Here is a 22,501-nt window from a genome sequence, read left to right as displayed (position 1 = left end):
CCCGTTACTTCAGATCGTCTTCGCGCGACCGGCTGCGAAACGCTTCGCGCGATCGCAGCACGTCGTTGCCGGACGCCGCCGACGCCGCACTCGCCGGTGCCGCTGCAGCCGGCGCGACGACCGCCGGTGCCGACGCCGCATCGGGCGCGGATGCACCATTGGACGCCGCGGCGTTTTGTCGCCCCTGCTCGACGAGCTTGTCGAGCGGCAGATACACGACGCTGTTGCCGCCCTTGTTGCCGACGAACACCTTCGTCGAGTTCGAATAGATTTCCTGCATCGTCTCGAGATACATCCGCTCACGGATCACCGCGGGCGCCTTCGAGTACTGCGCATAGACCTGCTTGAAGCGGTCGGCATCGCCTTCGGCTTGCGTGACCACGCGATCGGCATACGCCTTCGCTTCGTCGACGAGCTTCGCCGCATCGCCCTGCGCCTTCGGCAGCAGGTCGTTTGCATACGCCTGTGCGGCGCGCTTCGCGGCCTCGCGCTCGTCGCGCGCCTTCGCGACTTCACCGTACGCGGCCTGCGTCTGCTCGGGCGCCGCCACGCTCTGCATCGTGACGGCCGTCACCTCGAGCCCCGACTGGTAGCGATCGAGATCGCGCTGAATCGCGGCGGAGAGCTGCTCGCGCAGCGCGTCGCGGTCCTGGTTCAGCACGTCGGCTGCGCTGCGCGTGCCGACGATCGCACGTACCGCGGCCTGGGCTGCCTGCGAGACGCTGCGCTCGGGATCGACACTGCGGAACAGGTAATCGGTCGCGGAACGGATCCGGTACTGGACGATGAAGCGCACGTCGACGATATCGGCATCGCGCGTCAGCATCGCCGCTTCCTTCACGTTCGCGAGACGCACGACGTTGTTGCGGCCGATCTCGATCGAGCGCACCTGCGACGTATCGACGATCTCGTGCGACGCGAACGGATACGGCGCGCGCCAGTGCACGCCCTGGCCGACCGTGCCCGACAGCTTGCCGAGCTGCAGCACGACGCCCGTCTGCCCTTCCTGCACGACGAACAGCCCGCTGCCCGCGTAGACCGCGACCAGCACGCCGATCACGATGCCGACGCCGACTCGCGCGGCTCGCCCGTTGTCAGGACGGAAACCGTTGCCGCCCTTGCCGCCGAAAAGGCCATTGAGGCGACGGTTGAAGTTGCGCCACATCTCGTCGAGATCGGGCGGACCATCGCCGTCGCCGCCCTGCGGACGCTTCGATTCGTTCGGACGAGGACGGGATCCGTCCTTGCCATTGCTTTCGCCGCGTCCCCAGCGGGGATCGTTGATCGACAGCAAGGCGCGCATCCGCCGCCAGGTACTCCGCTCGTTGTATTCGTTCACCAGAGTTTGTTCACCAGATTAGACGCCGGCGAACCGGCCGGGACCGGTTAGCGCCCGTGTTCGGAAATCGTGTGGTCTTCGTGTGGTTCAGCGGGGGCGCCGTCGAGCGCGCCGTTGGGTAACGTCGCGCTGGAAAGGTGTTCCGCGGAGGCGATTTCGGCGATGGCGGCACGCAACGCGTCAAGACCCTGACCGGTGCGCGCGCTCAAAAAGACGCGCGAAATATTACCATACTCGTCCCGCTCGACCGCGTCGCCGCGGGCCGCCAGCTCAGGCACGGCGTCGATCTTGTTGAACACCAGCACCTGCCGGATCGTGTCCGCGCCGATCTCGTGCAGCACACCATTGACCTGTTCGATCTGTTCAAGCCTGACCGCGCTCGACGCATCGACCACATGCAGCAGCAGATCCGCGTGGATCGTTTCCTCGAGGGTCGCACGGAAGGCAGCGACCAGCTGGTGAGGCAACTCGCGGATGAACCCGACCGTATCCGACACGACGATCTGGCCGACCTCGTCGCCGAGGTAGACGCGCCGCGACGTCGTGTCGAGCGTGGCGAACAGCTGGTCGGCCGCGTAGGCCTGCGCTTTCGTCAGTGCATTGAACAGCGTCGACTTGCCCGCGTTCGTATAGCCGACGAGCGACACCGACATCGTGCCGCTGCGCGCGCGCTGACGGCGTTGCGTGCTGTGTTGCCGGCGCAGCCGGTCGAGCCGCGACTTCAGCATCTTGATGCGCTCGCCGATCAGCCGGCGGTCGGTTTCGAGCTGGGTTTCACCCGGGCCGCGCAGGCCGATACCACCCTTCTGCCGCTCAAGGTGGGTCCATGCGCGAATGAGCCGCGTCGACAGGTACTGAAGCTGCGCGAGTTCGACCTGCAGCTTGCCTTCGTGACTGCGGGCACGCTGTGCAAAGATGTCGAGGATGAGGCTGGTGCGATCGACCACGCGCCTGTTAAGTGCCTGCTCCAGATTACGTTGCTGGGCGGGCGCCAATGCGTGGTTGAAGATGACGATTTCGACGTTGTGCGCGTCGCACGCAAGCCGGAGTTCTTCGGCTTTGCCACTGCCGATGAACATCTTGGCATCGGGACTGGAGCGACGACCCGTGAGGGTGACTGCGGGACGGGCCCCCGCGCTGGAGGCGAGAAGACTGAGTTCTTCGAGACTGGCTTCGAAATCGGTCTTGCCGAAATCGATGCCGACGAGCGCTGCGTTGATCAAATTATCGGGTGTCAAGATAAGGCGGCTGGCATCGGTCGCTCGCGGCGACCGGATGCCGGCCGCTGCGATAGGTTAGGACGAGGCTTCCGCGTCCGGGTGGAAATTCACCGGGCGCGCCGGCACGACCGTCGAGATGGCGTGCTTGTACACCATCTGGGTCACCGTATTACGGAGCAACACGACGTACTGGTCGAACGATTCAATGTTCCCTTGAAGCTTGATGCCATTGACGAGGTAGATCGAAACGGGAACGTGCTCTTTGCGCAGTGCGTTCAAAAACGGGTCTTGTAACAATTGCCCTTTGTTGCTCATGGCGTACTCCATCTTTTTTTGCAGGTTGATCTGGACTGGCGGCGAAGAAAAAGAGATCCGGCGCCAATCGCTACACTATAGCCGATTTTGCTTGGCCCGCCCGGGGCGTAGGCCTTGCGGCCGACCCCTTGCGTGACGCGTGTAACAGACGTCTTCAGCTCTTGTCCGCGTACGGATTGTTCGACGAACGGAACTCTATTCGCAATGGAGTCCCTGTCAGTGAGAAAGTTTCGCGGAACCGGTTTTCCAGGTAGCGCTTGTACGTTTCCGTCACCGCGTCGAGCGCGTTACCGTGGATGACGATGAGCGGCGGATTCTGGCCGCCCTGGTGCGCGTAGCGCAGCTTCGGACGCACCGGGCCGCGACGACGCGGCTGCTGGAACTCGACGGCCTCGATCAGCGCGCGCGTGAGCTTCGGCGTCGGCAGCTTCGCCATTGCCGCCGCGTACGCGTCGTCGACCGAGCGCATCAGCGCGCCGATACCGGTCTTCTTCGCGGCCGAAATGTAATGCGATTTCGCGAAGTCGAGGAATTTGAGCTTGCGGGTCAAATCCGCTTTCGCGCGATCGCGCGCATGCTCGTCGAGGCCGTCCCACTTGTTGACGCCGATCACGAGCGCGCGGCCCTGCTCGACGACGAAGCCGGCGATGTGAGCGTCCTGGTCGGAAATGTCCTGCTGCGCATCCAGCAGAAGAATGACGACGTTCGCGTCGGAGATCGACTGCAGCGTCTTCACGACCGAGAACTTCTCGATCGCCTCGAACACCTTGCCGCGGCGGCGCAGGCCGGCCGTGTCGATCAACGTGTATTTCTTGCCGTTACGCTCGAAGTCGACGTAGATCGAATCGCGCGTCGTACCCGGCATGTCGAACGCGATCACGCGATCTTCGCCGATCAGCGCGTTCACGAGCGTCGACTTGCCGACGTTCGGACGGCCGACGATCGCGATCTTGATGCCGCGCGACGGGTCGTCCTCGTCCGCTTCCTCCGGCTGACCCGCGTACGCGACTTCCAGCGCCTCGTTGATCATGTCGGTCACGCCGTCGCCGTGCGCGGCCGAGATCGCACGCGGGTCGCCGAGCCCGAGCTCGTAAAAGTCCGTCGCGACCGCCGTGTACTTCATCCCCTCGGCCTTGTTGACGACCAGAAAGATCGGCCGGCCGGTCTTGCGCAGGTAGTCGGCGATCGACTTGTCCTGCGGCGCAAGGCCGTTACGGCCGTCGACGATGAACACGACGACGTCGGCTTCCTCGACGGCCTGCCGCGTCTGGCGTGCCATCTCGTGCAGGATGCCGTCCTTCGCGACGGGCTCGAAGCCGCCCGTATCGACGACCAGGTACGGCCGCTCGCCGACGCGCCCTTCGCCGTAATGGCGATCGCGCGTCAGGCCCGGCAAGTCAGCGACCAGCGCATCACGCGAGCGCGTGAGCCGGTTGAACAGCGTGGATTTCCCCACATTGGGGCGCCCAACGAGGGCAATGACCGGTTTCATCTGTGTTTTCTACGGTGAAGCGCAGCAGCGGGAGGCCCGCTGCTGCGGGCGGCTGCGCTGAATGAAAATATCACGAATTCGCGCCGCGCCGGATGCGCGCGCCTGGCGCGCGTTGCGCGCCATCGTCTTTCGTCTCGAACTGCCTTTCAAATACCGAGCGGCCGGGAGCACCGGCCGCCTTCAAGTCGCGCGGCCGCGGTGCGCGGGACAAGCCCGTCGCACCGCGGCCGCGCATGTTTCCTGCGCGTCAGCGCGGACGGAATCCGTACAGGCCGCCGTCCTTCGTCTGCACGACGAGCGTATTGCCCGCGAGGACCGGCGCCGCCGTAATCGCGCTGCCGTCGGTCTTCATCCGTGCGATGAAGCTGCCGTCTTCGCGCGACAGGAAGTGCACGAAGCCCTTGTAATCGCCCATCACGACTGCGTGCCCGAGCAGATACGGCACACCGACGTCACGGCTCTTCAGCTTGTCGTTGCGCCACAGCTGGTTGCCCGAAGCAGCGTCGTACGCAGTCACGACCGACCAGTCGTCGCCGCCGGCGACCACCGAATCGTCCTGCGCGAGACCGCTGCGGCTCGAGAACGACTTTTCCCACAGCGGGCGGCCCGAGTTCGCGTCGAAACAGCCGAGCTGCCCCTGGAACGTCACCGCGCAGGCTTCCGCGCCCACGAGCGTCGGCGGGCCGCTGACGTCGTTGATACGCTCGACCTCGGTCACGCCCTTCGGGAACGACACCGGGGTCTGCCAGAACGGCTCGCCCGTCTGCAGGTTGATCGCGACCAGCCCGCCGCCGGGGAAGCCCGCCAGCACCGCCGCGTCACCCGCGAACGTCATGCCGGCCGACACGCGCAGGTTCAGCGGCACCGCGCGGTTGCGGTAGTTCCACTTCTGCTCGCCCGTCTGCGCGTTGAACGCGATCACCTGGCCGTCGATCGTGCGGACGACCACGAGGCCGTTGCCGACGAGCGGCGGCGAGAAGATCTCGCCCTGCACGCTGGTCTTCCACAGTTGCTTGCCGTCCGGGCCCAGCACGAACACGCCGCCTTTCAGCGCGCCGACCGCGGTCAGGTTGCCGTCGCTGCCGACACCGGCCGACAGGTCGGAGCCGACCTTCGCGCGCCAGAGCGTCTGGCCCGTCTTCGCGTCGATCTTCTCGACCGAACCGTTTTCGCCCGCCGCATAAACGGCGTCGCCCACGGCCACCGGCGAGAACAGGTAGCGCCCGCCCTTGCCGACGCCCGCCTTCCAGACCTGTTGCACGTCCATCACGGGCTTGAACTCGGTGAGCGGCGTCGGCACGCGGCGCGCATCCTTCGACGACGAGCAGGCCGCCAATGCGAGGACAGCCGCCGCGCAGGCAACGGGCACAGCGTAACGTTTCAGCAAATTCATCGGTTAGCGAAGCAGAGTTAAGAGGTTGAGGGGACCGGGGTTCAGCCGCCGAGCGCGTCCAGCTTGAACTGCACGAGCTGGCGCGCAGACTGGTCGTCCTTCGACAGGCCGTCGAGCGCGAGCTTGTAAGCCGCGCGCGCGTCGTCGGTCTTGCCTTGCGCGGCAAGCAGATCGCCGCGGCGATCGGCCACGAGGCCCTTGAATGCATCGACCGGCGTACCCGACAGCAGCGCGAGGCCCGCGTCGTACGCCTTCTCGTCGAGCAGCAGCGACGCGAGGCGCAGCTTCGCGATCTGCTTGTACTCGTCATCCTTGGCGTGATCGACGGCCCATTGCAGCTGTGCCTTCGCACCTGCCGCGTCGCCGGCTGCGTACAGCGTCTTCGCAGCGGAGAGCGCCGTCATCTGTGCATACGGCGTGCTGCCGAACTTGTCTTCCATGTCGGCGGCCGCGCGAGCCATCGTCGCCTTGTCGTTCGCGGCGGCAGCCTTCTGGACCTGCTCGTACAGCCCGGACGCCTCGGCAGCCTGACGGCGCTGCCAGTAGTTCCAGCCATTGAAACCGGCCGCGACGACGAGCGCCGCGAGCACGATCCACGTGGTGAGGTTGCCCCAGCGGGCCCACCACGCCTTGAGACTTTCAATCGATTCTTGTTCGTCGTGATAACTCATCGGCGAGCGATTCCTTCCTGTTCAGGCCATTCTTGTCGAGCGGATGCCAGCGCGATCAGTCGTCGCCGTCTTCGGCGGATGCAACCATCGCATTGATTAGGAATTCGGTCAAGCCTTCGACCGGTACGGTCTGCTGAACGTTCTTTTCCCCATCTGCGCCCGCACCGCGCAGCGCTTTCACGCCCACCGTGCCGTTCGCAACCTCTTCTTCACCGAAGATCACCGCGAACGCGGCGCCGCTTGCGTCGGCCCGCTTCATTTGCGACTTGAAGCTCGCCGGCGCACCGTCCGCGCTGCAGTGGAAGATGACGTCGAGGCCCGTGTCGCGCAAGCGCTCGGCCGCGATGAACGCCTGTTCGCGCGCGGTCTCGCCCTGGTGCACGACGTACACGTCGACACCTTCCTGTTCGGGCGCGAGATCGTCTTCCTTCAGCAGTTCGAGGATCCGCTCGATGCCCATCGCCCAGCCGCACGCGGCGGTCGGCTTGCCGCCGAGCTGCTCGATCAGCGGATCGTAGCGGCCGCCGGCAGCAACCGTGCCCTGCGCACCGAGCTTGTCGGTCACCCACTCGAACACGGTCAGGTTGTAGTAGTCGAGGCCACGCACGAGACGCGGGTTGATCTTGAACGGGATGTTGTTCGCGAGCAGCAGGCGTTGCAGCCCTTCGAAGTGCGCGCGCGATTCGTCGCCGAGGAAGTCGATCAGCTTCGGCGCGTTCTGCGCGATTTCCTGCAGCGCGGGGTTCTTCGTGTCGAGCACGCGCAGCGGGTTTGTATACAGGCGGCGCTTCGCATCCTCGTCGAGCACGTCGGCGAACTGCTCGAGGTACTTGATCAGTTCGACGCGATGCGCGGCACGCTCTTCGGCGAGGCCGAGCGAGTTGATCTCGAGCTTGATGCCGGTCAGGCCGAGGTCGTCCCACAGGCGCTGGCACATCATGATGATCTCGGCATCCGCGTCAGGGCCCGCGAAGCCGAGCGCCTCGACGCCGACCTGGTGGAACTGGCGGTAGCGGCCGCGCTGCGGACGCTCGTGACGGAACATCGGGCCGATGTACCACAGGCGCTTCGGGCCGTCGTACAGCATGTTGTGCTCGATCGACGCACGCACGACGGCCGCGGTATTTTCCGGGCGCATCGTCAGGTTCTCGCCGTTCAGCGCGTCGGTGAAGCTGTACATCTCTTTTTCGACGATGTCGGTGACCTCACCGATGCCGCGCGTGAAGAGCTGCGTGTGCTCGACGATCGGCGTGCGGATGTTCTGGTAACCGTATGCGCGCAGCAGCGATTTCACCGTAGCTTCGAAGAACTCCCAAAGGCCGGCATCCTGCGGAAGGATGTCGTTCATGCCCTTGACGCCGGTGAGCTTCTCGATCTTGCGTTTTTGTTCAGTCATCGTGTGTGTGGACGAATTAGTTCGTGGCCTCAGCGCGGCCGTAATTGCGTGCGACGTAGTCGCTGACGATCTGCTGGAATTCCTCGGCGATCCGCTCGCCGCGCAGCGTCTTGACCTTCTCGCCGTCGATGAAGACGGGCGCGGCCGGGTTTTCGCCCGAACCCGGCAGGCTGATGCCGATGTTCGCGTGCTTCGATTCGCCCGGGCCGTTGACGATGCAGCCCATCACCGCGACGTTCATCTTCTCGACGCCCGGATACTCCTTGCGCCAGGCCGGCATCTGTTCGCGCAGGTAGGTCTGGATCTGCATCGCGAGCTCCTGGAACAGCGTGCTCGTCGTACGGCCGCAACCCGGGCACGCGATCACCATCGGTGCGAACGAGCGCAGGCCCATCGTCTGGAGAATTTCCTGGCCGACGATCACCTCGCCCGTGCGCGACGCGCCCGGTTCCGGCGTCAGCGAGATGCGGATCGTGTCGCCGATCCCTTCCTGCAGCAGCACGCCGAGTGCCGCCGTCGACGCGACGATGCCCTTCGATCCCATGCCGGCCTCGGTCAGCCCGAGGTGCAGCGCGAAGCCGCAGCGGCGGGCGAGCTCGCGGTACACGGCGATCAGGTCCTGCACGCCGCTGACCTTGCACGACAGAATGATGCGGTCGCGGCCGAGGCCCAGTTCGACCGCACGTTCGGCCGAGCCGATCGCCGACTGGATCAGCGCCTCGTACATCACGCTCTGCGCATCCCACGGCTGCGAACGCGCACCGTTCTCGTCCATCATGCGCGCGAGCAGGTCCTGGTCGAGACTGCCCCAGTTCACGCCGATCCGTACCGGCTTGTCGTACTTGGCCGCGGCCTCGATCATCTGCGCGAACTGCGTATCGCGCTTCGCGCCCTGGCCGACGTTGCCCGGGTTGATCCGGTACTTCGACAGCGACTCCGCGCAACCCGGGTAGTCACGCAGCAGCAGGTGGCCGTTGTAGTGGAAATCGCCGACGAGCGGCACGGTCACGCCCATGCGGTCGAGTTGCTCGCGGACCGCCGGCACGGCGGCCGCTGCCTCGGGCGTGTTGACCGTGATGCGCACCAGTTCGGAGCCCGCATTCGCGAGTTCCTTGATCTGGATTGCCGTGCCGATCGCGTCGGCCGTGTCGGTATTCGTCATCGACTGCACGCGCACCGGCGCGTCGCCGCCGATCGTCACGAGCTGCCCGCCCCAGCGGACATCCACCGCATGCGATACACGGCGCGGCTGATGCCCGCCGAACACCGGCTCGGTTGAACAAATCTGACTGCTGCGTGGGGATTGAGCTTCGGATTGCATCGATAGATCCATTTACGCGGAATGCGCCGCGACGCGGCGCATGAATTGAAAAAGCGCCGTGCCCTCACGGCCTGCCGATATCGACGACAGGCCTTCGCCACGGCGCTTGACGTCAGGGCAACGTGAACCGCGCCACATTACCCCGCGCTGCCGAATATTTTGCCGGATCGACAGGTTTTCCGTCGAACGCGATCGCGTCGAGGCCTGCCTTGTTGCCGATCGTGACCTTGAACGGACCGTCGCCGGCGACCTGCTTCGCCTCGCCGCCGTGCACCAGCCCCGAGAACAGCTCCTTGCCGCTCTTGTCGCGCACGCTGAACCAGCTGTCCTGCTTGACCTTCAGTTCCACCATCGACTGGCCGGCCGCGACCACGACGCTCGCCGGCTGAGCCGGCGCGGCGGCGCTTGCCGCCGTCGTTGCCACGACGGGCTGCGATGCAGCCACCACCACCGGCGCCACAGGCGCGGGCGCCGGAGCTGCCGACGCCACGGCCGGCGCCGGGGCTGCAGATGCAACAGCCGGGGCCTGAACCTCATTCGCAACCACGGTAGACGCACCGCTCGCGGCCGCCTCTTCGACCGACGACGAGGATGCCGCCGCCGGCACGCTCGCGGCCGACGCATGCTCCGCGTCGCCGCTCTTGAAGCGCGCGAGCAGGCTCGACGAATCGCCGCCAGTGTGCCACATCAGTACTGCCACCACCGCGACGACGACGATGCCCGTGCCCCACAGCCACGGGTGATGCCGCGACGACCCGCCCAGCGGAATCGACACACGGCCGCGCGGCAGATCCGTCCCCGACGACGCGGGCATCGACAGGTCGACTTCGGGCACCCCGCGCTCACGGCGCAACGCCTGCGCGAACGGTTCCGGATCGACGCCGAGCATCTTCGCGTAGCTGCGCACGACACCGAGCGCGAACGTCACGCCGGGCAAATGGCTGATGTCGCCAGCCTCGAGCGCCCTGAGCTTCTGCGGTGCGACCTTGAGTCGCGCCGACACGTCATCGACGGTCCAACCCCTCGTCTCCCGAAGCTGCGCCAGCCGGCTGCCGACCGCCGCAAGCGATTCCAACCCTGCCGGTGCCGGCTTCGCGCCATTCGTCTCTGCGCCGTTAGACGGCTGCGGCTCACTCATCCTTGTCCTCGCGTCGATTCTTCTTCACTGGCGGCCGCCGCCGGCTCCCGCCGGCCGGCACCCGCAACTGTCCATACCATGCGCAACGCCGAGGCGCCGCGACCGATCGCTATTCGCGTGTTGTACCGCTTGAAGGTCCTGGCATCCCCGGCCAGGCGTCCCTGTCAAATCGCCCGAACTTCGATGATTTTTCCTGCTGCGCCCGTTCGTTCCGCAAGGCGCGTGCGGTCCTTCACTGCGCCGGCCAGCTGGCCGCACGCGGCATCGATGTCGTCGCCGCGCGTCTTGCGCACGGTCGTGACGACACCCGCGTCGATGAGGACCTGTGCAAAACGCTTGATCTGCTCCGTCTTCGAGCGGATGAGGCCCGATTCCGGAAACGGATTGAACGGGATCAGATTGAACTTGCACGGCACGTCGCGCGTGACGGCCAGCAGTTCGCGCGCATGCGCTTCAGTGTCGTTGACGCCGTCCAGCATGCAGTATTCGAAAGTAATGAAGTCGCGCGGCGCGACCTTCAGATAACGCTGGCATGCCGCCATCAGCTCGCGCAGCGGATACTTCTTGTTGAGCGGCACCAGCTCGTCGCGCAGCGCATCGTTCGGCGCATGCAGCGAAACGGCCAACGCGACCGGCAACTCGGCACCGAGGCGGTCCATCATCGGCACCACGCCGGACGTCGACAGCGTGACGCGGCGGCGCGACAGGCCGTACGCGTTGTCGTCGAGCATCAGCCGCATTGCCGGCACGACCGCGCTGTAATTCAGCAGCGGCTCGCCCATGCCCATCATCACCACGTTGGTGACGACCCGTTCGGCCTTGCCGTTCGGACCGGGCGCGCGGCCCAGTGACGCTCGCAATGCAAACTCGGCCATCCGCAGCTGGCCAATGATTTCGGCTGTCGACAGGTTGCGGGAAAAGCCCTGCTTGCCCGTCGAACAGAAGCGGCAGTTGACCGCACACCCGGCCTGCGACGACACGCACAGCGTGCCGCGCGTCTCTTCCGGGATGAACACGGTTTCGACCGCATTGCCGTTTCCGACGTCGATCAGCCACTTGCGCGTGCCGTCGGTGGAAACGTGATCGCTGGCGATCTCGGGCATGCCGATCGACGCGCGGCCCTTGAGTTTCTCTCTCAAGGACTTCGCGAGATCGGTCATGCCGTCGAAGTCGCCAGCGTTGTACTGGTGGATCCAGCGCTGCAACTGCTTGGCGCGGAACGGCTTCTCGCCGAGGCTGCCGCAGTACGCGACAAGACCCTCGGCGTCGAAGTCGAGAAGATTGACGGTAGTTTCGCTCGTCATGATGTGCTGCCTTGCCGCGTGCGCTGAATCCTGCCTACTTGCTGCCAGCCAGGGCTTAGCGCGAGTAAACGTTCATTTCCGGGAAGAAGAACGCGACTTCGACCGCTGCCGTTTCAGCAGCGTCCGAACCGTGCACGGCGTTCGCGTCGATGCTGTCGGCGAAGTCGGCGCGGATCGTGCCCTGTTCTGCCTTCTTCGGATCCGTTGCGCCCATCAGGTCGCGGTTCTTCAGGATCGCGCCTTCACCTTCCAGAACCTGGATCATCACCGGGCCCGAGATCATGAAATCGACGAGGTCCTTGAAGAACGGACGCGCTGCGTGAACCGCGTAGAACTTCTCTGCGTCAGCACGCGACAGGTGTGCCATGCGCGATGCGACGATCTTCAGGCCGGCGCCTTCGAAACGGCTGTAGATCTGGCCGATCACGTTCTTTGCCACCGCATCCGGCTTGATGATCGACAGGGTGCGCTCGATTGCCATAAAAACTCCAAAAAATTAAGAAGTTACAGGTTCAAATGAATCCGCTATTGTAGCACGATCCCGTGTATCATTGCGATTGAACCCTTACATGCATGAAAGGTTCAGAATCCAAATGTTTTGTGCCGCCTGGCCATTGAAACCTCCCGGCACGGAACGTATCTTAGCCATAGCTGCTCCGGTTTGCTGCGCCGCACACCGCGCGCGCCGAACCGGCCCCGGACGCACATGCGTTCAATGTTAGGAGAAACCATGAACGACTATCCGTACAATTTCGGCCGCGGCGGTTCCGTCAGCACCGCCGAAGTTCGCAACCGCGTGCTGCGGAACACGTACTGGCTGCTCGCGCTGTCGATGGTGCCGACCGTGCTGGGCGCCTGGGTCGGCGTCGCGACGGGCTTCTCGCTGTTCGCGGCCACGAGCCCGATGATGAGCCTGCTCGCGTTCTTCGCGATCGCGTTCGGCTTCATGTTCGCGATCGAGCGGACGAAAAACAGCGCGGCCGGCGTGTTCGTGCTGCTCGGCTTCACGTTCTTCATGGGCCTGATGCTGTCGCGGCTGCTGAGCTTCATCCTCGGCTTCTCGAACGGCCCGTCGCTGATCATGCTCGCGTTCGGCGGCACCGGCATCATCTTCGCCGCGATGGCGACGATCGCCACCGTCAGCAAGCGCGACTTCTCGGGGCTCGGCAAGTGGCTGTTCATGGGCGTGATCGTGATCCTGCTCGCATCGGTCGCGAACATCTTCCTGCAACTCCCGGCGCTGATGCTCACCGTGTCGGTACTCGCGATCGCGATCTTCTCCGCCTACATGCTGTTCGACGTCCAGCGCGTCGTGAACGGCGGCGAGACGAACTACATCTCGGCCACGCTCGCGATCTACCTCGACCTGTACAACGTGTTCACGAACCTGCTCGCGCTGCTCGGCATCTTCGGCGGCAACCGCAACTGACGTTCACCACGCATCATGAAAAAACCGGCCCGCGGGCCGGTTTTTTTACGTCCGCCGCCTGGCTCAGTCGCGCTCGAACAGCGCGATCGATTCGACGTGCGACGTATTCGGGAACATGTTCACGACACCGGCGCCCTTCAGGCGGTAGCCGGCCTCGTGCACGAGCAGGCCCGCGTCGCGCGCCAGCGTCGACGGGTTGCACGACACGTAGACGATGCGCTTCGGCAGCGGGCCTTCACCGCTCTGCGCGATCTCGGCCAGCGCCTTCGACACCGCGAGCGCGCCTTCGCGCGGCGGATCGACCAGGAACTTGTCGAATGCACCGAGCGCACGGATGTCGTCGCCCGTCACTTCGAACAGGTTCCGGCACGCGAACGTCGTGTGGCCGTCAACACCGTTCTCGCGCGCGTTCGCCAGCGCGCGCGTCGTCAGCGTGTCGCTGCCCTCGATGCCCATCACCTCGCGCGACAGCCGCGCAAGCGGCAGCGTGAAGTTGCCGATCCCGCAGAACAGATCGAGCACGCGGTCGTCGCGCGACGGCGCGAGCAGGCGCAGCGCGCGGCCCACCAGCACGCGGTTGATCTGATGGTTGACCTGCGTGAAGTCGGTCGGCTTGAACGGCATGCGGATGCCGAATTCCGGCAGCGTGTAGTCGAGCGACACGTCGAGCGGATAGAACGGCGTCACCGTATCGGGGCCCTTCGGCTGCAGCCAGAACTGCACCTTGTGCTCGTCCGCGAACGAGCGCAGCAACGCCTCGTCGTCCGCGTTGATCGGCTCCAGCACGCGCAGCACGAGCGCCGTGACTTCCGAGCCGACCGCGAGCTCGATCTGCGGCATCCGATCGCGGATCGACAGCCCCTCGACGAGCCGGCGCAGCGGCACGAGCATCGCCGACACATGCGGCGGCAGCACTTCGCAGCTCGTCATGTCGGCAACGTAGCTGCTCTTCTTCTCGTGGAACCCGACCAGCACGCCACCCTTCTTCGCAACGTTGCGCACGGTCAGGCGTGCGCGGTAGCGATAGCCCCACGACGGGCCGTGGATCGGCGCGAACATCGTTTCCGCGCGCAGCTTCGCCAGGTGCCACAGGTTGTCTTCGAGCACGCGCTGCTTGACCGCCACCTGTGCGCGCATGTCGAGATGCTGCATCGAACAGCCGCCGCAGGTGCCGAAGAACGCGCATTTCGGCTTCGTGCGCATCACGCTCGGGCGCAGAATGTCGACAACCGTCGCCTGCTCGTAGCTCGGCTTGCGGCGGAAGCTCGAATAGGTCACGCGTTCGCCCGGCAGCGCACCCTCGACGAAGATGACCTTGCCCGGCTCGCCGTCCTCGGTGATCGTGCGGCCGACACCGCGCGCTTCCATGTCGAGCGATTCGATCTCGAGAACCGGGGCGATTCCGGGCGCGACGGGCGCATTTCTAGATTTGCGCGCAGAAGTGGGGACGGCTTCGGACACCAGCTTTTCCTGACAAACGTTGAAGAAGGCGAGATTGTAGACGACGAAGGCCCGCATCGCCCGCTTTGCATGACGCAAGCGTCGATACTTGAGCATAGACGGTACGGCATCGTGCCGGAACGGCCAGGCAGGCGGCCTGGGAGCGCCACGGCCGGGCGTGGGCCGACGAGCCGATCGGAAGCTGTCCTCGACCCGAAATTGGCCCGGCAGGAGATTTGACCATGCGACTGATCGACTGGAACATCCAATGGGGTCGGGACGCGGACGGCGTCGTCGATCTTTCGCGCACGGTCACGGCGATCCGCGCGCTCGGCGACTTCGACGTGCTGTGCCTTCAGGAGGTCACGCGCGGCTTCGGTGCACTGCCCGGCCGACCCGGCGCCGACCAGTTCGCCGAACTCGCGGCGCTGCTGCCCGGCTATATGATCGTCGAAGCGATCGGCGCCGACCTGCCGGCCATCGAACCGGGCGCACCGCGCCGCCAGTTCGGCAACGCGATCGCGACCCGGCTACCGGTCGGGCGCGTGCTCCGCCAGTTGCTGCCGTGGCCGGCCGACGCCGGCGTGCCGTCGATGCCGCGCGTCGCGCTGGACGTCGAGTTGCAGGCGCCCTTCGGGCCACTGCGGGTGGTCACCACGCATCTGGAATATTATTCGGCGCGCCAGCGGCTCGCTCAGGTCGACGCGCTGCGTGACCGGCACCGCGAGGCCTGCGCACACGCGGCACGACCGGCGCCCGCCGAATCCGCCGAGGGACCGTTCAGCGCGACCGGCCAGCCGTGCGATGCGATCGTCTGCGGGGATTTCAACAGCGCGTTCGGCAGCGAGGCCTATTGCCGATTCCTGGAGCCGGTCGCAGACGCGCCGCGCTTCGTCGACGCCTGGGTCGCTCGGCACCCAGGCCGCACGCCACCGCCGACGGCGGGCGTCTACGATACGGTGCAATGGTCGGAGGGGCCGCTCGCGTGCGACTTCGTGTTCGTGACCGATACGCTGCTGCCGCGCATCGTGCGCTGCAACATCGACGGCGACGTGCGCGCGTCGGATCACCAGCCGGTGCTGCTCGAACTTTCCTGATTGCACCTGCTACGGCGCAACCGGCCCGCGTTACGCGTCGAAGCCGGCCAGGTATTCGGCCCAGTGCGACGCTGGCTCCTGCGCAAGCGAATTCTTCACGAGCAGGATCTCGTCCGCATACTCGCTCGGCGTCAGGCCGCCGCGCATCAACTGGAACCGGCAATACAGCAGGTAGGTATTGACGACGTCGGTTTCGCAATAGTTGCGGATTTCCTCGATCTGCCCGGCCTGGAACGCCGGCCACACCTGGCTGCCGTCCATCCCGAGCTTGCCCGGAAAGCCGCACATCTTCGCGAGCGCGTCGAGCGGCGCGTTCGCGCGCGCCTGATACATCGCGAGCACATCCATCAGGTCGGTATGCCGCGAGTGGTAGCGCGAAATGTAGTTGTTCCACTTGAAATCGCGGTCGTCCTCGCCGAGATCCCAGTAGCGAGACGCGGGAATGCCGTGCACGAGCGCGCGGTAATGGAGCACCGGCAGATCGAAGCCGCCGCCGTTCCACGACACGAGCTGCGGCGTGTATTTCTCGATCACGCGATAGAACGACTGGATCAGCGTCGCTTCGTTGTCCTGCGGCGTACCGAGCGAGCGCACGCGAAAACCGTTGTTGTCGCGGAACACGCACGAGATCGCCGCGATGCGCTGCAGGTGGTGCGGCAGGAAATCGCCACCCGTCTTCTCGCGGCGGGCGGCGAACGCATGTTCGGCCACCGCGGCATCGTCGAGCGTCGCGGGCAGGTCTTCCAGACGGCGAATGCCGTCGACATCGGGGATCGTCTCGATGTCAAAAACAAGAATCGGAGTCATCAGTTACAGAACGGCGTCCTTGCGCACGCCGTTGGAGGCGAAAAACCGCTTGAGGCGCACCAGCGCTTCCTGCTGGATCTGGCGCACGCGCTCGCGCGTGAGCCCCATCTCGTCGGCCAGCTCCTCGAGCGTCGCCGGTTCGATGTGGTTCAGGCCGAAGCGGCGCTCGATCACGTGCCGGTGCTTGTCGGACAGCCGTGACAGCCATGCGCGCGTCAGCGTCTCGAGCTCGCGGTGCTGCACCTCGGCGTCGGGTGACTGGCTCTGGTCGTCGGGCAGCAGGTCGAGCAGGCTGCTCGCGGGATCGAGGTCGAGCGGCGCGTCGAGTGACGCCGTGTGCTCGTTGAGCGCGAGGATGTCGGTGACTTCCTCGGCGGTCTTGCCGGTGAGATAGGCGATGTCGTCGATGCTGGCTTCGCGGCGCTCGGCCGCCTCGCCCGTCGACATCGAATTCTTTTCGAGGTGGCGCTTCGCGCGCAGCACCTGGTTCAGTTCGCGGATCACGTGTACGGGCAGGCGCACCGTGCGTGCCTGGTTCATGATTGCCCGCTCGATGCTCTGCCGGATCCACCACGTCGCGTAGGTCGAGAAACGAAAGCCGCGCGTCGGGTCGAATTTCTCGATTGCGTGCATCAGGCCGAGGTTGCCTTCCTCGATCAGGTCGAGCAGCGGCACGCCACGGTTCAGATACCCCTTCGCGATGCTGACGACGAGGCGCAGGTTGCGCTCGATCATCACCTGCCGCGCCTCGAATTCGCCGGCCTTGGCCAGACGCGAATAACGCTGCTCCTCCTCGACGGTGAGCAGCGGCTTCACGCTGATGCGGTTCAGGTAATGCTGGATCGTGTCGGCCGTGAGCTCGGCCTGCAGCATCGAGCGGAAATCGTCGACGTCGGGCGCCGCCTCCGAGCGGCCTTCGCGCTCGTCGTCGCCACCGTCCGCGTCGGCGTCGCGTGCCTCGAGGTCACGCTCGTTGTCCGCGACGTCGTCTTCGTCATCCGTCGAAGCACCAGCTCGCCCCACCGACGCTTGCGTGGCACGACTGATCTTCTCAGACTCGGCTTGCGGCTCGTGGCGCTTCGATTTCGGCATGGTCGTCTCGGTTATTGAGGCGGCAAATACTTCAGCGGATCGACAGGTTTACCCTGCCGGCGAACCTCGAAATGCAGCATCACGCGGTCGGAATCGCTGTTCCCCATCTCGGCGATCTTCTGCCCCTTCGTTACCGCGTCCCCCTCTTTTACCATCAAAGCGCGATTGTGTGCATACGCCGTGAGGTAAGTTGCATCGTGCTTGATGATAATGAGGTTGCCGTAGCCGCGCAGACCATTGCCGGAGTAGACGACGCGGCCGTCGGCCGCCGCCTTCACGGTCTCGCCGGCCGTGCCGCCGATATTGACGCCCTTGTTCTTCGCGTCGTCGAAACCGTTCAGCACGGGACCGCGCGCGGGCCACGCGAACGTCACGGGGCCGCTCGGCACGGCTGCCGTATCGCTCGATGCGGCTGCCGCGGCAGGCGGCGTCGTAACCGACGACGTACCGGCGGCCGGCGTTGCCGGGCCACTGCTGAGCGGCGCGGTAGCAACGGCAGCACCCGCGATCGGCGCGGCGACCTGCGTGCCCGCAACGGCGGCACCGGCCTGCGGCGAAACGCGCAGCAGCTGGTCGACTTCAATCTGATTCGGGTTTGCCAGGTTGTTCCACGCGGCGATGTCGCGATAGTTCTGCCCGTTTTCGAGTGCGATCCGGTACAGCGTGTCGCCCGGCTTCACCCGGTAGTAACCCGGCGGTGCCGGAGGCAGCGGCGCCGCGGGCTGCGCGGTGCCGGTCGTGCCGAGCGAACCGGAGCGATCGACGACGGGCGCGTTGTCGAGCCGCGTCGCACAGGCGGCCAGTAGCGTGGAGAACGCAGCTACGCAGATCGCGCGCTGGGCGAGCGTGAGCGGTTCCCTGGAACGGTTGTTTTGCATCGCGCGCAACATACTCATCGGTTTCAAATTACTCCGGATTTTAAAGGGACAAAGAAAACGCGATCAAGCCGTGACTCTCGCCATTGCGCGTGCGCGACGCGCTCGACGAGCGTCAGCACCTGGTGCTGCCCGCTCTGCGCGCCGACCGGCGCGACGAGCCGCCCGCCGATCGCGAGCTGCTCGAGCAGCGCCTGCGGCACGTCAAGCCCCGCCGCCGCGATCACGATCGCGTCGAACGGAGCCGCGGACGGCAGGCCGACACGCCCGTCGCCGTAGTGCAGACGGATGTTCGGCACGCGCAGCGGCCGCAGGTTCAGCTTCGCGCGCTCGTAGAGCGGCTTGATGCGTTCAATCGAATACACGTCGCGTGCCACGTGGCTCAGCACGGCGGCCTGATAGCCGCAGCCCGTGCCGATCTCGAGTACGCGCTCGAGCGTGCGGCCGGCCATCGCGAGCTCGATCATGCGCGCGACGACCGACGGCTTTGAAATGGTCTGCTGGTGGCCGATCGGCAACGCGGAATCCTCGTAGGCCTGCGTCGCGAGCCCCGGATCCACGAACATGTGACGCGGCACCGCGGCCATCGCTTCCAGCACGCGCGCGTCGGTCACGCCGTTCGCGCGCAGCCGTTCGACCATCCGTTCACGCACACGTTCCGACGTGAGCGCGAACGCGCCGGCCGGCGCGACGCTCGGCGCAGCCGGCTTCGGCAATGCGGGCTTCAGCGCGGTTGGCTTCGGTGCGGTCGCGGGCTTCGCGGCAGCGGAACCGGGCAACACCGTTCGCGCCGCAGCAGGCTTCACCGCAACCGGCTTCAGCACGGCCGCGGGCTTGTCGGCGGCCTTCGATACCGCGACCGCCGCATGGCGTTCGCCGGCCCGACCTTCCGACTTGCGTGGCGCTCGCTTGAGATCTTCGAGCGCGAGCGGGAACCGCTTCGCGCGCTCGCCGCTCATGAAGCCCGCCCTCCGGCGCGCGCCCATTCGCGCGTCGCGGGCAGCATCTGCGTATGCGTGAGGTCCAGCTGCAGCGGCGTGATCGACACGAAACCGTTTGCCACCGCGTGAAAATCGGTGCCCTCGCTGGCGTCCAGCGCGTCGCCCGCCGCGCCGATCCAGTAGATCGGTTCACCGCGCGGGTCGGTCTGGCGAATCACCGGCTGCGACGGATGACGCTTGCCGAGGCGCGTGACCTTCCAGCCTTTCAGTTCGCCGTAAGGCAGGTTCGGAATATTGACGTTCAGCAGCGGCTGGCCCGGCAGCGGATGCGCGAGGTAGTGCTCGACGATTTCCGCGGCGACGCGCGCGGCGTCGGCCAGATGGGCCCAGCCCTTGTCGGCCAGCGAGAACGCAATGGCCGGCACGCCGAACATGATGCCTTCGGTGGCGGCCGCAACTGTCCCCGAATAGAGCGTGTCTTCGCCCATGTTCTGGCCGTTGTTGATCCCGGAAACGACGAGATCCGGCCTGGCGTCGGCCATCCCCGTCAACGCGACGTGCACCGAATCGGTCGGCGTGCCGTTCACATAGAAGAAACCCGTACTCGCCGCGCGCTGCACCGACAGCGGCCGCGACAACGTGAGGGAATTCGACGCGCCGCTGCAGTTCTGCTCGGGCGCGATCACCGTGAGCTCGGCCAGCGGCTGCAGCGCGTCGCTGAGCGCGGCGAGACCGGGGGCGAGATAGCCGTCGTCGTTGCTGAGTAGGATTCGCATCCGGCGATTGTAACCGAGGAAAGATGGCGCGAGAGCGACAGTCCGGCGACTGCGGACGGACGGTTGCGGGCACCCGTACACGCTGCACCGCCGCGTTGCGCGGCGGCGTTGTGCATGCTCAGGAAAAGGCCGGGCAGCCCCGGGTTTTCCCCCGCCAACGGCGCCCCCTTGGGGCATGCTCCGCTCCGGGAGCCTGGCGCAAAGCGACAGGCCCGAGGTTGCTCAAATCGCGCCCGCGTCGCGCAGTGCGGCAATCGCCTGCGCGTCGTAGCCGAGGCCGCGCAGCACCTCGTCCGTATGCTCGCCGAGCTCGGGCCCGAGCCAGCGCGTTTCGCCCGGCGTGTCCGACAGCTTCGGCGTGACGTTCGGCAACGGAATGTCGGTGCCGTCGGCCAGCTTGAAGCGCTGGATCATCTGCCGCGCGACGAACTGCGGATCGGTGAACATGTCGGCGGCGCTGTAGATGCGCCCGGCCGGCACGTCGGCCGCGTTGAGCACGACGAGCGCTTCATCGATCGTGCGCGGCGCGAGCCACGCGGCAATCGCGTCGTCGATCTCCTGCGTGCGCGGCACGCGCCCGTCGTTTTGCGCAAGCGCGGGATCGTCGGCGAGGTCGTCGCGCTCGATCGCCTTCATCAGCCGCTTGAAGATCGGATCGCTGTTGCCGCCGATCACGATGCTGCCGTCGCGGCACGCATACGTATTCGACGGCACGATGCCCGGCAGCGACGCGCCGGTGCGCTCGCGCACCATCCCGTACACGCCGTATTCGGGCACCACGCTTTCCATCATGTTGAAGACGGCTTCATACAGTGCAACGTCGACCACCTGCCCCGCACCGCCGTTGACCTTGCGGTGATGCAGTGCCATCAGTGCGCCGATCACGCCGTGCAGCGCAGCGATCGAATCGCCGATCGAGATGCCGATGCGCGGCGGCGGCAGCTCGGGATAGCCGGTAATGTGACGCAGCCCGCCCATCGATTCGGCGATCGCGCCGAAGCCGGGACGGTCGCGGTACGGGCCCGTCTGCCCGTAGCCGGACAGGCGCACCATCACGAGGCCCGGATTGTCGGCCGACAGCACGTCGTAGCCGAGCCCGAGCTTTTCGAGCAGGCCCGGGCGGAAGTTCTCGATCACGATGTCGGCCTCGCGCGCGAGTTGCCGCGCGATCGCCTTGCCGGCGTCGGCCTTCAGGTTGAGCGTGACCGATTTCTTGTTGCGCGCCTGGACGGACCACCACAGCGATGTGCCGCCCTGCTCCGGATGGAGCTTGCGCCACTTGCGCAGCGGGTCGCCGCCGTTCGGATCCTCGATCTTGATCACTTCCGCGCCGAATTCGGCGAACAGCCGCGACGCGAACGGCCCCGCGATCAGCGTTCCGAATTCGAGCACTTTGACGCCCGCGAGCGGGCCCTGGCTGGTGCTCATGTGTCTCCCTGACATGAGGAACGGCGCCGCCGGCCGGCGGCGCCCGGCTTACATCGTGCGGCGGTCGAGCATCGCGCGGGCGATAGTGCCCGCGTCGACGTATTCGAGCTCGCCGCCCACCGGCACGCCGCGCGCGAGGCGCGTGACCGCGAGCCCGCGCGCCTTCAGCGTCTGGCCGAGGTAGTGCGCGGTGGCTTCGCCTTCGTTGGTGAAGTTGGTCGCGAGCACGACTTCCTTGACGACGCCGTCGGACGCGCGTCGCACGAGGCGGTCGAAATGGATTTCCTTCGGGCCGATCCCGTCGAGCGGACTCAGCCGCCCCATCAACACGAAATACAGCCCGCGGTAAGTCATCGTCTGCTCGAGCATGATCTGGTCGGCAGGCGTCTCGACGACGCACAGCAGCGTCGGATCACGCTCTTCGTCGCTGCAGACCTCGCAGATCTGCGCTTCGGTGAACGTGTTGCACTTCTCGCAGTGCTGCAGGTGCTCGGTCGCGAACAGCAGCGACCGGCCGAGCCGCTCCGCGCCCTCGCGGTCGTGCTGCATCAGGTGGACCGCCATGCGCTGCGCGGATTTCGGCCCGACGCCGGGCAGCACGCGCAACGCTTCGACGAGAGCGGACAGGGCGGACGGCTGTTTCATACGGCGGCAAAAAGTGGCACGGACGCTGCGCTCAGAACGGCAGCTTGAAGCCCGGGGGCAGCGGCAGGCCCGACGTCATGCCGCTCATCTTTTCCTGCGACGTCGCTTCGGCCTTGCGCACGGCGTCGTTGAACGCGGCCGCGACGAGATCCTCGAGCATGTCCTTGTCGTCCGCGAGCAGGCTCGGGTCGATCGACACGCGACGCACTTCGTTGCGGCACGTCATCGTCACCTTGACGAGGCCGGCACCCGACTGCCCTTCGACTTCGATGAGCGCAAGCTGCTCCTGCATCTTCTTCATGTTTTCCTGCATTTGCTGCGCTTGCTTCATCAGTCCGGCGAGGTTGCCTTTCAACATGGGAATACTCCTTCTTGATCGTGT

22 protein-coding genes are annotated in these 22,501 nt (G+C 65.9%); 2 read left to right on the top strand and 20 right to left on the bottom strand.

The window, feature by feature from the left end; translation table 11 throughout:
• Positions 1 to 4: 4 nt before the first annotated feature.
• From hflK to ndk, 11 genes are all read right to left on the bottom strand, one after another.
• Positions 5 to 1,339, bottom strand: a complete 1,335-nt coding sequence (gene hflK, locus BCO18175_RS05600) for an FtsH protease activity modulator HflK (protein ID WP_174979831.1) — start codon at positions 1,337 to 1,339, stop codon at positions 5 to 7.
• Between the two features lie 47 nt (positions 1,340 to 1,386).
• Positions 1,387 to 2,562 (bottom strand): GTPase HflX, encoded by a 1,176-nt coding sequence (gene hflX / locus BCO18175_RS05595; protein ID WP_174946413.1) that lies wholly within the window; start codon positions 2,560 to 2,562, stop codon positions 1,387 to 1,389.
• Positions 2,563 to 2,634: 72 nt separating this feature from the next.
• Entirely contained in the window at positions 2,635 to 2,874 is a 240-nt protein-coding gene (gene hfq, locus BCO18175_RS05590) for an RNA chaperone Hfq (protein ID WP_006399927.1), read from the bottom strand.
• Between the two features lie 154 nt (positions 2,875 to 3,028).
• Positions 3,029 to 4,366, bottom strand: coding sequence for a ribosome biogenesis GTPase Der (gene der / locus BCO18175_RS05585; RefSeq protein ID WP_011352258.1), 1,338 nt, complete (start codon positions 4,364 to 4,366; stop codon positions 3,029 to 3,031).
• A 247-nt stretch (positions 4,367 to 4,613) separates the two neighbouring features.
• Complete coding sequence (bamB, locus tag BCO18175_RS05580; protein ID WP_174914838.1) at positions 4,614 to 5,759, bottom strand: outer membrane protein assembly factor BamB; 1,146 nt, start codon at positions 5,757 to 5,759, stop codon at positions 4,614 to 4,616.
• Positions 5,760 to 5,800: 41 nt separating this feature from the next.
• The gene (locus BCO18175_RS05575; RefSeq protein ID WP_085039522.1) at positions 5,801 to 6,430 is read right to left on the bottom strand and encodes a tetratricopeptide repeat protein; all 630 of its coding nucleotides are present in this window, start codon (positions 6,428 to 6,430) and stop codon (positions 5,801 to 5,803) included.
• A 55-nt stretch (positions 6,431 to 6,485) separates the two neighbouring features.
• Positions 6,486 to 7,826: a histidine--tRNA ligase gene (hisS, locus tag BCO18175_RS05570; RefSeq protein WP_174914835.1), complete on the bottom strand. Its 1,341-nt coding sequence runs from the start codon at positions 7,824 to 7,826 to the stop codon at positions 6,486 to 6,488.
• Between the two features lie 16 nt (positions 7,827 to 7,842).
• Complete coding sequence (gene ispG, locus BCO18175_RS05565) at positions 7,843 to 9,147, bottom strand: flavodoxin-dependent (E)-4-hydroxy-3-methylbut-2-enyl-diphosphate synthase (RefSeq protein WP_122946696.1); 1,305 nt, start codon at positions 9,145 to 9,147, stop codon at positions 7,843 to 7,845.
• A gap of 112 nt (positions 9,148 to 9,259) precedes the next feature.
• Positions 9,260 to 10,285 (bottom strand): helix-turn-helix domain-containing protein, encoded by a 1,026-nt coding sequence (locus tag BCO18175_RS05560; protein ID WP_174979830.1) that lies wholly within the window; start codon positions 10,283 to 10,285, stop codon positions 9,260 to 9,262.
• 164 nt (positions 10,286 to 10,449) lie between these two features.
• Entirely contained in the window at positions 10,450 to 11,589 is a 1,140-nt protein-coding gene (gene rlmN / locus BCO18175_RS05555) for a 23S rRNA (adenine(2503)-C(2))-methyltransferase RlmN (RefSeq protein ID WP_174967496.1), read from the bottom strand.
• 55 nt (positions 11,590 to 11,644) lie between these two features.
• Positions 11,645 to 12,070, bottom strand: a complete 426-nt coding sequence (ndk, locus tag BCO18175_RS05550; RefSeq protein ID WP_047900843.1) for a nucleoside-diphosphate kinase — start codon at positions 12,068 to 12,070, stop codon at positions 11,645 to 11,647.
• 249 nt (positions 12,071 to 12,319) lie between these two features.
• On the opposite strand from ndk, the gene BCO18175_RS05545 reads away from it, so the two are divergent.
• Positions 12,320 to 13,018: a Bax inhibitor-1/YccA family protein gene (locus BCO18175_RS05545; protein ID WP_006761414.1), complete on the top strand. Its 699-nt coding sequence runs from the start codon at positions 12,320 to 12,322 to the stop codon at positions 13,016 to 13,018.
• A 63-nt stretch (positions 13,019 to 13,081) separates the two neighbouring features.
• Here BCO18175_RS05545 and rlmD read toward each other — a convergent pair whose 3' ends face one another.
• The gene (rlmD, locus tag BCO18175_RS05540) at positions 13,082 to 14,479 is read right to left on the bottom strand and encodes a 23S rRNA (uracil(1939)-C(5))-methyltransferase RlmD (protein WP_174979829.1); all 1,398 of its coding nucleotides are present in this window, start codon (positions 14,477 to 14,479) and stop codon (positions 13,082 to 13,084) included.
• Positions 14,480 to 14,700: 221 nt separating this feature from the next.
• Here rlmD and BCO18175_RS05535 point away from each other — a divergent pair, with 221 nt between their 5' ends.
• Positions 14,701 to 15,555 (top strand): endonuclease/exonuclease/phosphatase family protein, encoded by an 855-nt coding sequence (locus tag BCO18175_RS05535; protein WP_174979828.1) that lies wholly within the window; start codon positions 14,701 to 14,703, stop codon positions 15,553 to 15,555.
• Between the two features lie 30 nt (positions 15,556 to 15,585).
• On the opposite strand, the gene BCO18175_RS05530 is transcribed toward BCO18175_RS05535, so the two are convergent.
• The 8 genes from BCO18175_RS05530 to BCO18175_RS05495 all read right to left on the bottom strand — a co-directional run bounded on the left by BCO18175_RS05530 (position 15,586) and on the right by BCO18175_RS05495 (position 22,477).
• On the bottom strand, positions 15,586 to 16,362 hold the full coding sequence (locus BCO18175_RS05530) for a 3'-5' exonuclease (protein WP_174914827.1): 777 nt from the start codon (positions 16,360 to 16,362) through the stop codon (positions 15,586 to 15,588).
• A 3-nt stretch (positions 16,363 to 16,365) separates the two neighbouring features.
• On the bottom strand, positions 16,366 to 17,454 hold the full coding sequence (rpoS, locus tag BCO18175_RS05525) for an RNA polymerase sigma factor RpoS (RefSeq protein ID WP_174979827.1): 1,089 nt from the start codon (positions 17,452 to 17,454) through the stop codon (positions 16,366 to 16,368).
• A gap of 11 nt (positions 17,455 to 17,465) precedes the next feature.
• Positions 17,466 to 18,350 carry a peptidoglycan DD-metalloendopeptidase family protein gene (locus BCO18175_RS05520; RefSeq protein WP_174979826.1) on the bottom strand — a complete coding sequence of 295 codons (885 nt, stop codon included), beginning with the start codon at positions 18,348 to 18,350 and terminating at the stop codon, positions 17,466 to 17,468.
• 5 nt (positions 18,351 to 18,355) lie between these two features.
• Complete coding sequence (locus BCO18175_RS05515) at positions 18,356 to 19,288, bottom strand: protein-L-isoaspartate(D-aspartate) O-methyltransferase (RefSeq protein WP_174979825.1); 933 nt, start codon at positions 19,286 to 19,288, stop codon at positions 18,356 to 18,358.
• Positions 19,285 to 20,046 (bottom strand): 5'/3'-nucleotidase SurE, encoded by a 762-nt coding sequence (gene surE / locus BCO18175_RS05510; RefSeq protein ID WP_174967492.1) that lies wholly within the window; start codon positions 20,044 to 20,046, stop codon positions 19,285 to 19,287. Before surE ends, BCO18175_RS05515 begins: the two co-directional genes overlap by 4 nt.
• Before the next feature lie 222 nt (positions 20,047 to 20,268).
• Positions 20,269 to 21,474, bottom strand: a complete 1,206-nt coding sequence (locus BCO18175_RS05505; RefSeq protein WP_174979824.1) for a CaiB/BaiF CoA transferase family protein — start codon at positions 21,472 to 21,474, stop codon at positions 20,269 to 20,271.
• Positions 21,475 to 21,522: 48 nt separating this feature from the next.
• On the bottom strand, positions 21,523 to 22,119 hold the full coding sequence (recR, locus tag BCO18175_RS05500; protein WP_006478665.1) for a recombination mediator RecR: 597 nt from the start codon (positions 22,117 to 22,119) through the stop codon (positions 21,523 to 21,525).
• A 31-nt stretch (positions 22,120 to 22,150) separates the two neighbouring features.
• Positions 22,151 to 22,477, bottom strand: a complete 327-nt coding sequence (locus BCO18175_RS05495) for a YbaB/EbfC family nucleoid-associated protein (RefSeq protein ID WP_006482124.1) — start codon at positions 22,475 to 22,477, stop codon at positions 22,151 to 22,153.
• Between the last annotated feature and the right edge of the window lie 24 nt (positions 22,478 to 22,501).

Origin of the sequence: Burkholderia lata (genome assembly GCF_902499335.1) — a bacterium.
In the GTDB taxonomy this organism is placed as follows: Bacteria; Pseudomonadota; Gammaproteobacteria; order Burkholderiales; family Burkholderiaceae; genus Burkholderia; species Burkholderia lata_B.
Note: the sequence above shows the minus strand (reverse complement) of the source record. Positions and strands in the feature narration are given on the sequence as shown.